Genomic DNA, 11,903 nt, shown 5'->3' on the forward strand with positions numbered 1-11,903 from the left:
CTGCTGCTGATCCGCGGCAAGGTCCAGGTCCGCGGCCGCCGACGCACGATCGTCGCCGCCATGGCGTGGGACCTCGACGAGATCGCCGCCGCCCGACGCGACCACGGCCCCCGGGCCGCCCTCGACCTGCTCGGCGCGCCCGCCCCGCACCCCCGCCCAACCGCGGCGCGTCCTGGTCCACGGCACCGGCGCCCGCCGGCACCCCTACGCCGACCTCCAACCCCCCGGGGCGGCGTTCGGCGGACCTGAGCCGCTACGGGCACCGAAGCCGAGGGAGCGCCGGCTGAGCCTCCGGGACATCTCGCGCTGTCGAGGGCGGCGCGGCAAGGTGCGTTCTGGCTGGCTTTGCCCGGCAGGGCAGGTCGAGGTGGAGCCGGTCCGACCCGGGGGATCGAAGTCCCGGAAGGGCGGCAGGCTTCCACCTCGCCCGGCGGGCCCTTGCGCTCATGCGCCCAGGCTCGCCGCTGAGCCATCAGAAGGGCGGATCGTCGGCGCAGCCGCCCCGATCGCCGGGGTTTTCGCGCTCTGCGTGGAAACGGGCGTAGGCCTCACGGGCTTCGACGTCGTCGGGGTTCTCCAGAGCGCTGACGTCGTGGCCCCAGCTTCCGAGCGCGTCCAGCGCGCGGTCGCGGGTGTAGCGGTCGGTGCTGGTGGCGAGCAGGCGGCGGGTGTGCGTCGCGAGTTCGTCGTGGTGGCCGGTGAGGTCGGGGTGTTCCGCCAGCGGGATGGCGGCGAGGACGGCCGCGTCCCGAACGGCGGGGTCGTCCGCGTCGAGGAACGGCCGGACCGCACGGAAGAACCGTGGGCGAAGGTCCCGGAAGGCCCTCACGTCCGTACATATGTCGAGGTAACGGCCTTCGAGGCGTCGGTTGCCGCAGGCCACGGTTTCGTCGTCGGCGTCGAATGCCGTGTCGCCGAGCCACTCCAGAAGTACCGCGCGAGTCGGCGGGCGTGACGCGCCCCCGTCCGTCGCGGTGTCGTCCTCGCCCGCCGCGGTGGCCGGATGATCGAGGACCGCGGCGACGAACCGCGCGACGGGCACGGTGGCTTCGTAGATGGTGTTCTGGTGCCCGATCAGCGCTTCCTCCGAGGCGGCCGCCCGGACTGCGGGGTCGGCGTCGAGGAGTCGCGCCAGCGCGGCGGGCAGGAAACCGCCGTTCCCGTGCGAGGCCATCAAGGAAGCCCAGTCGGTGTCATCCAGGATCACCCGGTGTTCGGGAAACGCCTCGGGCGGCGGGCTGTGGGTCACGGGCGGAGGCTACCGCGTCCGGGAGACACGCACCCCGGCCGCACGAAGGGCGGCAACGACGCGGCCCGACCACGCAAGAAGACGGGCCGACCTTCCGGGTCGGCCGAACGCGTCACCGCCCCGCGCTCCGTCCGAGCCGTGAGTGGTCCGCGGCTGCGGGCCCGCGTCGGCTCGCTCCCGGATGCCACGAGCGCGCGGTACCGGGACCGAGGGAACGCGGCCGGGTGCGCGTGCCTGGCCGCACCCGGATCGTCCCGGTTCCGCTGCGGTGCGCGTGCGTCGGGGGGTGCTCAGCGGGGCGTGGTGGTGGGGACGGCGGTGCGGATGGTGTCGATCATGGCGCGGACGGCGGGGATGTCGGTGTCGGAGGAGTTGACGCGCACGAGGTGGTCGCGGTCGGCCCAGGTGCAGGAGGCGTACGCCCGCCGCGGCGGGGTGCGACTGTCGGGAGCGGGTTTGGCGGGCAGGTGGTCGCAGGTGATCCGGCCGCCGTTGCCGGGTTCGAGGATGTGCTGTTCGCCCGGGTCGAGCGGTACGCCCTCCTGCACCTTCTCGATCCTGTCGGAGAGTTTCGCGAACACGTCCGAGGCGGGGGTGGGGCCGCGTTCGGCGGTGACCACCACGATGCGGTTCGGGTGGGGGTCCGCGCCGTTCTGGATCGGGAACAGGTAGTAGGCGCCCTGGCGGTCCGTCATGTCGGTGGCGGCGAGGAAGCTGATGTAGTCCCGTAGTCCGATGACGGGTTCGCGGCCTTCGGCGCCGTCCAGGCGCACGGTCGGGTCGGCGCCGCGTCCGTCGGCCACGACCCGGGTGGCTCCCGCGAGCACGGGCGGCAGGTCGGCGAGCGGTGGCGCGGCGGACGCGGACTCGTGGGTGCAGGCGAGCGAGGTCGTCGCCGTGACGAGGGCGGCCGAGGCCGCGAGGGCGGAACGTGCGAGGCGGGGCAGGGGCACGGGACCTCCGGATCGGGGCGCGGCCGGTGCCGGGAAGGCCCACGACGTGCGCGTGTGTGCAGGAGAAGGAGAAGGGGCCGGGTTCGGCGAACACGCCCCGGGCGCCGGCGCACGTTTTGCGACCGTCGTGCGCCGAGCGCGGAACCGGGGACGCCCGGCGCGACGTGCCCGGCGGGGGCCGGCCGGACGGCGGCCACGCCCACCGTATCCCCCGACCACCCGTCGACGCCCCGGATTTCGCACGCGAGGACCGGGTGGCCCGGTGTCGCACCGGCGGGAGGGTGGCGCGGTCGAACCCGGTCCACCGAATCGAGTCGACGATCCGATGCCGGCCGGCGGGATTCCGGGCCCGCGGTCACCGCTGTCGATTCCGGACACCTCACGCGACTTCGCACCACACACCGCACGACCATCACGAGAGCGCTGGACCCGTACCGGACAGCAACCCCGACCCCTCCCGAAGGCCGCCGCCGACCGCACCCTGGGCCGCGACCGAGGCCACCGAACCGCCGATGACCGCGTCGACCGCGAACCCGAAGCTGCCTCGACCATCGCCGACTCCTGCGCAGGCCTTCCCCTCGCGCTGTGGATCGTCGCCGCGCTGCTCCTGGACGACCTCGGACGCACCCTGGCCGCCCTGGCACAGGACCTCGCCGACGAGACACACCGCCTGGACACCGTCGCCTACGACGACCAGGACGCCGAAGGCCGCACCCTGGCCGTGCGCGCCGCGTTCGAACTCTCCCATCGCCGCCTGAATCCCCAATACGCCCGGGCCTTCCACCTGACCGCCCTCGACCCCGGCCCGAACATCTCCACGTCCGCAGCCGCCGCGCTGCTCGACACCACCGAAGAACACACCACACGCGTCCTTCGCGAACTCGCCCGCCGACACCTCCTCGACATCGACGGCGAAGGCTGGTCCATGCACGACCTGCTGCGCCTGTACGCCACCGAACAGGCACCCACAGACGATGGCCCGGCCATCGTTCGCCTACTCCGCCATTACTGCGAACACGTCCGCGCTGCGGTACCGCTTCTGGGTGGACCGGCCATCGCGCCGCCACGATTCGAGACCGTGCGACAGGCCATGGCCTGGCTCGACGAGAAACGCGACAACCTTTTTGCCGTCGCCGCCCGCGCCGACGCCCTGGGTCACCCGGCCATTGCCGTCGAACTCGCCGCCTGCCTGGGCATGTACCTCATTCGTGCCCGACGCGTCGACGTATGGATCACTCTCGCCGGCCACGGGCTTGCCGCTGCCCGGCAGCTCGACGCTCGCGCGGCGCAGCAGAACATGCACGCCGAACTCGGTCTGGCCCTGCGCCACGCCCGACGTTTTTCCGAAGCCCTTGAGCACCAGCAGCGCGCGCTCGGCGCGCGCAACCTCGGGGATCTCCGCGCGCAGGCCCTGAACCGGGGGAACATCGCGATCATCCGGCGTCGACGCGGGGAACTCGCCGAGGCCGAAGCCGCCTACGCGTCGATTGTCAGGATCTTCGAAGAACTCGGCGAGACGCATCAACTCGCCACCACCTGGAACAACATCGGGGTGGTCCAGCGAGACTTGGGGCGCTTCACGGAGGCGGTCCACTCGCACCGTAAGGCGCGTGACCTCCTCCGAGAGGAGGGCGACGTCCGCAGCGAGGCCTATGCCCTGGACAATCTCGGCATCGCCCTCGGCGAGTTGCACCGGCCCGACGAAGCCGAGAATGCCCACATCGAGGCCCGTGCCCTGTTCCTGGCCATGGACGACCTCGAAGGCCAGCCACGGTCGTGGCAGAACATCGGCCTCGTCCTGTGCCAAAGCCGACGCTTCGACGAGGCGGCGGCCGCCCAGAAGGAAGCCGCCCGCATCAACCGCGATCTCGACCTCCCTCGCGCCCTGGCGCAGTCGATCGGCAATCAGGCCCGAGCCCTGGCCGAAGCGGGCCTACACGACGAAGTCATGCACACCTGGCGGCAGGCACAGATCCTTTTCACGGGGCAGGGCGATCTGTTCGGGACCGCCGAATCACTCAACGAGATCGGCCTACTGTCGGTCGAACGCGCCGACTACGAGGCCGCAGAGGATGCACTCAAGGAGGCCGCGAACCTCTACACCCGAGCCGGCGCGCCGAACCAGGCCGACATTGCCCTCGACAACGCAGGCCGCGCACGCCGACGCCGGGAGCACGACGAAGAGCGTTGACCCACGCACGATCCGGCTCGAACGTCCCCATGTCGGCGGGATCAATCCCGGCGGGGCGGGTCGGGACCCCGACGCACGCCTTGCGGCGACGACATGCCCGATGTCGGTGACGGAGGCGATGATGGGGCAAGGACCGCCGGCGCGTGAGGCGTGGCATCGGATCGCCACCGGTGCGCGGTGACGGCCCGACACCCGGTTCGACGGGGCGGGGGGATCACGGTGGCGTTCACGGCGGTTCACCGGGAGTGGGGCGTGTTGGACGCGACCCTGCCCGACCTGGGGTGCGGGCGGCGCTGGGGCGAGGTCCATCTTGCGCGGCCCCGGGCGCCGTTGACGTGCCCGGGCTGCGCGCACGGCTCTCACGCCAAGATCTCCCCACGCGGCCTGCGGTTCTTCGCACACGACCCCGGCGCCCCGTGCTGCCGACTTGCCGAGGAGTCCCTCGAACACCATCTCCTGAAACTGGAGTTGCTCACCGCGGTCCGCGACGCGGGCTGGTTCGCCCGCCTGGAGGTGGCCGCGGCCGACGGCTCATGGCGCGCCGACGTCCTGGCGACCTCCCCCGACGGCACCCATCGCATGGCCTGGGAGGCCCAACTGTCGCCCATCCGTGTGGACGCCATCCACGCGAGAACCGCGAACCTGGCCCGCGACGACGTCACCGTGTGCTGGGTCGCACCCGCTCGCGCATCAGGTACACCTCCCGCCCCCTGGCTCGACGCGGTCCCCGCCGTCGAAGCCACACCCACCCCCACCGACACCACCACGACGTGGACCCTCACCCACGGGCTGCGCCGCTTCGTCACGTTCGCCGACCCGACGCCGGGCGCGCCGCCGCGCCGGTGGTGGGAGCCGGTCGAGGGCGTACCGCTGTCCCGATTCGTGGGCTGGGTCCTGAAGTCGATGGTCACCCCCCCACCAAGGACGCGGCTCCCGCCACGCTCCCACGGCGCCGCCCCCGCTGTGGTGGACGGCCCGCCACTACATCGCCCTGGAGCGGGAGACGGCCGAGACCGACGCCCACGTCGAGGCCGCCGAGCGCGACACGCTCGTCGCGCAGGCCGAGGCACGAAAGGCCGAGACCGACGCCGCATCCGAACGTCAACGCGCGGCTGACGAGCACGCCCGACGCAGGAAGAACCTGGCCGATCGGGCCGGACACTGGCACTTCTATTCGCCCCTGCGGAGAGAGCAACTCAGCGACGCCGTGCACGCGTGGGCCGAGCGCGAACAACTGTGCGTCCAACTCGTCTTCGGCGCGCATGCCCCCGACTGGGCGGGCGGCGTCGCGATCCTGGACGGAGCGAGCGGCACCCCGGTGGCCACACTCACCCCCGCACGCGAGCTCCTCGACGGCCTGGACTCCGCCCTGACCGTCCTGATGGAGACCCGCACCCAACTCCGTGACATTCTCCCCGCCCTTCCGCCGCACGTGCGCGTGGAAAGACTGGAAGTACCGGACCAGTCACGGGCACGGAACCTGGCCGACTTCCTCGTGGCCGGCCCCGCGATCACCGACGAGATGTTCCACCGACCGGACAAAGCCGTCCCCAGGCCGCCGGCGCACGCCACACCCGCACCACAGCCGCGCCACCGAAGCCGGACCCTGCTTCTGCTCGACGTCACCGCAGCTCTCGAGGCCCTTGCACGCGGTCGGTTCCCCATCGATGGGGCGGTGCACTCTGTGGTGAGTCCCGTTCTCGACGCGATGGAGAGCGGACAACTCGATCCCGAGATCACCCGCGACGCGCTCCTGGCCACGGCCGGCGAGAACACCCACCGCATACCCGGGCGACACGCGGTCCGTGGAGAGCATCCTGCGCAACATCCTCGAACGCCTGTGACGACGATGTGGGCAGGTTCGGCGACTCGCCCGAGTCAGGCCCGACGATGGCCGAGGTATATGGCCCTCACGCCCCGGTGCTCACCGTTGCCGTGCTGGCGGGACGTACGTCGTGTACCAACGGCGCGAGTGGGTGGTTTCGGTCGCGGTACCACGCGAGTTGCTCGACGGCGGCCGTGTCGGTGGTCGTGGTGAGGGTGGCGGTGAGGCCGAAGTCGTGGACGGTGGGGCGTCCTTGCCCGTCCCACCAGCACCACGCCGTCTCCACTTCGTCCCACAGGCGTCGCGGCCCGCTCTGCAGAATGTTGGGGGTGTGGCCGGGGGCGAATCCGGCGGCGGCGGTGGAGTGTCCGTGGCCGGTGTCCGCGGCGTGCAGCCACAGGGTTCCGCCGCCGTGTCCGTCCGGGGCGGGTTGGGCGAGGCAGTCGGGTACGTGCAGTCCCAGGACGAAGCCGACGGGGTCGAACGGCCCGGCGACCACGTCGTTCCAGCCGAGCGAGGTCGTGGACGCGACGGCGGCCTCGGCCCAGTCGGAGGGGAGCGACGCGGCGCCGTAGTGCCGGCGATCGGGGCGTTGGCGGCGGAGTTTCATGAACGCGGTGGCCATCGTGAACGGCCCGCTCGCACTGCGCCCGTCCGCGTCGACGACCAGGCGCAGGGAACAGTCCCCGGTGGTGTGGTCGGTGCCCCAGGGCATGACGATCACCGCCCCCGGCCTCGCCTGCTCGATCCACGCCGCGGGGATGCGGCGCACACCGGCGGTGACCTGGACCCGGTCGTAGGGGCCCGCGCCGGGGTGTCCGAGGGTTCCGTCGCCGGTGAGGACCCGGACTGCGTCGCCGTACCCGGCCCGCGCCAGATTCGCCCGGGCCTGCTCCGCGAGTTCGGGATCGATCTCGACCGAGACGACCTCGCAGCCGCGCGCGGCCAGCAGCGCGGCGCTGTATCCGGTCCCGGTCCCGATCTCCAACACCCGCATGCCCGGGTGGGCATCGAGGTCGAACAGCATCTCGGCGACGGTCGAAGGCGCCGATGCCGACGACGTCGCCAACCGCCCCGCGCCGTCGCCCGCATGCCGGCCGTCGTCCCACTGGGTCACCAACGCACGATCCGAATACACCGCCGCCCGCCACGCCTTCGGGTCACGGCGGCGGTCGACGACGACGTCGCCGTCCTCGGGCCAGACCCGATCGGGGACGAACTCCTCCCGCGCGACGCGCTCGAACACCGGCCGCCACCCGTCCGGCAACACACTCTTGTCCGCCAGCAGGGCCGCCAGGGAATCGGATCCGACCACCGTCACGGCTTGCGCCGCTGACCGGGCCCGGGAGGCGTACTGCCGTCCTTGGACGGATCCCCCGGAGTCGGATTGGGATCCGGCTGCGGGGGCTGAATCGGAGCGGGCGGACCGCCATGATCACCGGGCATCGCGAACCACCTTCCGAGCGGCTACTGAACGCACCCTAGAAATCCCGGAACGTAAGCGTCAAGACGCTGCGCCGAATCCACCCGGACGACGCGCACCCCACCGCCCTCGGCCGGAAGTCGGGAACGCCGCCCCCGCCGGGATCGCCCGTGCGCACACCGTGCTGCAGCCCGGTTCCTGCGGCGTGGTCCCGGAGTTGCTCGTGTCCGGTCTGCTGGGGGGCCGCCGGGCCGCTGCGCCGGGGGAGAGTTGTCGACTTGCAGGCCCCGGGGTCGGGCGACGGCGAAGGTGCCGTCGGCGCCGACCCGCCGGACGGCCCGTCGCGGCTGGGACGGTGGCGGAGCCAGCGGTGTCGTGGCGACGCGGGCGCCGGTGAGCTTGGCGCGTCGCTGGTGCGGAATCGGGGCGGCGAGGGTCTTGACCAGCCCGGACACGACACGTGTTGGACGGTGGCTGTGATTACCACTGACCACCACTGATCCCGAGGCGGGCGACCGGCCGCCCGGCGTCGATTGACGGACCAGGGACCGGTTACGCCGCATCACCGAGAACGGACTGGTTCGTGTTCTCGGGGCCGCTGCCCGGCACCGCGGGCTCAGTCCTTGCGTGCTGGTGGGTCGATCATCACGGGTCGGGTGCTGCCGCCTTGATCGACACAGTCCTGGGCGAGGTCGTGGACCCGCCAGTGGACGTCGACCGCGCCGGCGTCCCGCGACGACGGACGTGGTGAACGGTGTGTAGCGGCGCAACGGTGGTGGAGGTGCTGTCGTCGAGCCGGCCGATGGCGTCGGTGGATCGCCGGGGCGGGCGATTCCGTACCGACGCGGGCATGACGTGCCGGTCGAGAAGGAGCCGCAAGGTGGCCGAGTCTGCGCCCACGGACTGATCGTGGCAGACGACCGCGACACCGCGTTCGCCGTCGACGGACTCGATGCGGGACCACATGCTCCAGGCCACGCGTACCCAGCCGCGGCAGGTCATGGTCCACGACCGGATCATGCACCGCCGGGCACCCGGCACGGACAACAACAGCACAACCTGCAAACCGGTCAGGTGTACGGGCGATCAGCCAGGACGGCGCGACCGCAGCCGGCATGCTGTCCTGTGCGGTCGAAGGCAACCGAGCGCGCGGGGTGGATCCCCAGTCGTACACGAACGTAGCCGTGTTCGGTGAATGGCACGCCCCAACAGCGGCGTGAAGTGGCTGGTTCCGACTCTGTGGCCTGTGTTCCCATTGCACCGTGAACATCGAGAACTCCGGGGTGCCTGACGAGCGGCCGAGCCACCGCGTCCGGCGGCGGGCGGATGGCGATATCGAGGAGTGTGTGCGCGTCCTCGCGGAAGTCCACGCGCGCGACGGCTATCCGGTGAACTGGCCCGATCAGCCCGGCGAGTGGCTGTCACGCGGTCCCTTGTTGGGCTCCTGGGTCGCCGAAGTCGACGGGCGCCTGGTCGGGCATGTCTGCTTGTCGCAGGTCGGCGAAGGCGATCTGGCTCCGGGGCTGTGGAGCGAGCGACACGGGGCGGGGCGGAGCGCTACCGCCGTGGTCGGCAGACTCTTCGTCGCCCCGCAGGCGAGGGGACATCGGATCGGCGCAGTGCTGATCGACCGAGCAGTGGAGGAGGCACGGCATCGCGGCCTGCATCCGGTGCTCGACGTCGTTACGTCCGACACGGCCGCGGCAGACCTGTACGAGCGCCTGGGCTGGCAGTTGATGGCCACAGTCGAGCAACAGTGGAGCCCGCACCAGACGGTGGCCATCCGCTGCTACGCAGCACCAACGTGGCATAGCCGGTAAACAGGGTGAGGGGCGTTGCGAGGGACCAGTCGGGTGAATCGTCACGGCGACGATCGAACTGCATTCGACGCCGAACGACTTTCCCGAGTCGATGCGTTGGGCTGTTGACCGCAGCGCGCGAACGGTCGTGCGGTGCTCGATGTCCCGGGCCGGGCGATCGCGCGGCATCGCGCGGTGGACCACTTGGGTCTCGCTCGTCTTGCCCCGGAGTTCGACGCGCAATCCGTGTCGGGAGCCGAAACGACGAGTGCCTCGAGTTTGGATTCTCCTGCGCCGACCACAGCGGCGGCGTCTTCACAAGGCCACCGACACCGAACACCGCCGATACGAGCACGCGGAGCGTCCGCCCGGAGCACGGGTCAGGTCCCGAGTCTAGGGTTCCCTGCGGTACAGCCATACCCCGATCGGCGCGAAAACGGCGACGATTGCGACGTCCCACGCCAAAGCCTGCCAGACGTCGGTGGCGGTGGGGCCGCCCAGTACGAGAGCGCGTACTGCGTCGGCGTTGCGCGACACCGGTTGATGCTCCGCGAAGGCCTGCAGCCACCCCGGCATGGTTGCCACGGGAACGAACGCCGACGACGCGAAGACCAGCGGAGCAAGCACGGGGAAGGCCGCGGCCTGGGCGGTCTCCGGATCGCCGACCGCCATGCCGACCACCGCGAAGATCCACGACATGGCGAAGCCGAAGGCCAGGACCAACACGATGGCGCCGAGGAAGGCCGGGACTCCGGCGTGGATGCGGAATCCGATGGCGAAGCCGACCGCGGCCATCAGTGCCACGACGAAGACGTTCCTGGCGAGGTCGGCGGTAGTGCGGCCGACAAGTACCGCGGAGCGGGCCATGGGCAGGGATCTGAACCGTTCCATCAGGCCGGTGTCCATGTCGGTGGCGAGCCCTATCGCGGTGTTCATGGCGCCGAACACCGCGGTTTGCACAAAAATTCCCGGGATCAGGAAGTCGACGTAATCGACCCCGTGCAGGGCCGGTTGTACGACGCCGCCGAATACGTACCGGAACATCAACACGAAGACCAGCGGCTGGATGGTGGAGAAGATCAGCAACCGTGGCACTCGGCGCAGGGCGATCAGGTTCCGCCACGCGATGGCGAGTCCGTCCTGAGCGGTACGAACGAGGGACAGCGCTCCGCGCGTCGACGGCGCCGAGACTCCGCCGGCCCGGCCGCTACGGGCAACTGTCGCGGGGGACGCGCCTGGCCTGGTCACGACTCATCCGGAGAGGTTCGAGCGGACTCCGGGGCGGCGTTTGCACGGCGGCCGGTCAGTTCCAGGAACACGTCGTCGAGGCTGGACTCGTGGACCGCCACGGCGCCGGGCACCAGACCGTGTGCATCGAGGAGGCGCAGGATGTCCAGCAGCGGCCGCGACCCGTCGTGGGACGTCAAGCGCAATCGGGAGCCTTCGACGTCCGCGCGGGTGGAGAACCGAGCGCTCACGAGTTGCGCCGCCCACTCTCCCCGGCCGGCCTCCTCCAGGTCGAGTTCGATGACCGTGTTGCCCAGGCGGGCCTTGAGCGCAGCCGGCGTGTCGTCGGCGATGACCCGCCCCCGGTCGATGACCACCACCCGCTCGGCGAGTTGGTCGGCTTCCTCCAGATACTGGGTGGTGAGGAGCACGGTGGTCCCATCGGCGACAAGGCCGCGGATCATCTCCCACAACGCATTGCGGCTTTGCGGGTCAAGTCCTGTGGTGGGCTCGTCGAGGAAGAGCACGGGCGGATCGGGGACCAGAGCCGCGGCGACGTCCAGCCGCCTGCGCATGCCGCCGGAGTACGTTCGGGCAGGGCGGTCGCCCGCTTCCGCGAGGTCGAACCGTTCCAAGAGCTCTGCCGCCCGGGCCCGGACACGGGAGCGCCGGATGTGGGTGAGGCGCCCGATCAGGCGCAGGTTCTCCCGGCCGGTGAGGTTCTTGTCGACCGCTGCGTACTGTCCGGCCAGCCCGATCATGCTCCGGACCGTGGCGGCATCGCGGACCACGTCGTGCCCGAGCACGAAGGCCCGCCCGGCGGTGGGACGCGCGATCGTGGTCAGGATGCGGATCGCCGTGCTCTTGCCCGCGCCGTTCGGGCCCAGAAGGCCGAAAACCGTCCCTGCGGCGACATGGAAGTCCACCGATTCGAGAGCCGTCACAGCGCCGAACCGCTTGCCGAGGTCCTCGACGTCAATCGCCTCGTTCACGGGCCTTTCTCCCTCGTGTGGAGGACACCCGTCGGTTCCATTCTCCCCCGCGCCCGAGTCTTCGCAGCCGCGGCAGCGCCCCTCCCGGCCTCTCCCTGGATCATTCGTGGCCCGGCGGACCTCGGCAGCCGTGATCGCCCCGGACGAAGCCCGGGTCAACCTGCTCGACCTGCGTGACGGACAGGCGGATTCCAGCAATCGTTGCAACACGGTGGTCATTCCAGTGTTGCGACGAGCTTGGCGA

General features: G+C 71.2%; 8 protein-coding genes and 1 pseudogene. 4 read left to right on the top strand and 5 right to left on the bottom strand.

The genetic code is table 11. From position 1 onward, the window contains the following. Window positions 1-287, top strand: a pseudogene (locus ACFXMF_RS43660) (hypothetical protein); the annotation flags it as partial. A gap of 185 nt (window positions 288-472) precedes the next feature. On the opposite strand, the gene ACFXMF_RS43665 reads toward ACFXMF_RS43660, so the two are convergent. Both ACFXMF_RS43665 and ACFXMF_RS43670 read right to left on the bottom strand, forming a co-directional pair. Next, complete coding sequence (locus ACFXMF_RS43665; RefSeq protein ID WP_379990727.1) at window positions 473-1,249, bottom strand: hypothetical protein; 777 nt, start codon at window positions 1,247-1,249, stop codon at window positions 473-475. Between the two features lie 290 nt (window positions 1,250-1,539). Continuing rightward, window positions 1,540-2,202: a hypothetical protein gene (locus ACFXMF_RS43670; RefSeq protein WP_379990728.1), complete on the bottom strand. Its 663-nt coding sequence runs from the start codon at window positions 2,200-2,202 to the stop codon at window positions 1,540-1,542. 262 nt (window positions 2,203-2,464) lie between these two features. Here ACFXMF_RS43670 and ACFXMF_RS43675 point away from each other — a divergent pair, with 262 nt between their 5' ends. Together ACFXMF_RS43675 and ACFXMF_RS43680 are read left to right on the top strand one after the other, a co-directional pair. Beyond that, window positions 2,465-4,393, top strand: a complete 1,929-nt coding sequence (locus ACFXMF_RS43675) for a tetratricopeptide repeat protein (protein WP_379990729.1) — start codon at window positions 2,465-2,467, stop codon at window positions 4,391-4,393. Window positions 4,394-4,645: 252 nt separating this feature from the next. Next, window positions 4,646-5,509, top strand: coding sequence for a competence protein CoiA family protein (locus ACFXMF_RS43680; protein ID WP_379990730.1), 864 nt, complete (start codon window positions 4,646-4,648; stop codon window positions 5,507-5,509). Window positions 5,510-6,303: 794 nt separating this feature from the next. On the opposite strand, the gene ACFXMF_RS43685 is transcribed toward ACFXMF_RS43680, so the two are convergent. After that, window positions 6,304-7,539, bottom strand: a complete 1,236-nt coding sequence (locus ACFXMF_RS43685) for a methyltransferase domain-containing protein (RefSeq protein WP_380021169.1) — start codon at window positions 7,537-7,539, stop codon at window positions 6,304-6,306. A gap of 1,448 nt (window positions 7,540-8,987) precedes the next feature. On the opposite strand from ACFXMF_RS43685, the gene ACFXMF_RS43690 reads away from it, so the two are divergent. Next, window positions 8,988-9,461 (top strand): GNAT family N-acetyltransferase, encoded by a 474-nt coding sequence (locus ACFXMF_RS43690; protein ID WP_379990738.1) that lies wholly within the window; start codon window positions 8,988-8,990, stop codon window positions 9,459-9,461. A 372-nt stretch (window positions 9,462-9,833) separates the two neighbouring features. Here the strand turns inward: ACFXMF_RS43690 and ACFXMF_RS43695 are convergent, their stop codons facing one another. After that, window positions 9,834-10,688: an ABC transporter permease gene (locus tag ACFXMF_RS43695; protein ID WP_360324857.1), complete on the bottom strand. Its 855-nt coding sequence runs from the start codon at window positions 10,686-10,688 to the stop codon at window positions 9,834-9,836. Next, window positions 10,685-11,659 (bottom strand): ATP-binding cassette domain-containing protein, encoded by a 975-nt coding sequence (locus ACFXMF_RS43700; protein ID WP_360324860.1) that lies wholly within the window; start codon window positions 11,657-11,659, stop codon window positions 10,685-10,687. Before ACFXMF_RS43700 ends, ACFXMF_RS43695 begins: the two co-directional genes overlap by 4 nt. Window positions 11,660-11,903 lie beyond the last annotated feature (244 nt).

The organism is Embleya sp. NPDC059213, from assembly GCF_042754445.1.
Taxonomy (GTDB): domain Bacteria; phylum Actinomycetota; class Actinomycetes; order Streptomycetales; family Streptomycetaceae; genus Embleya.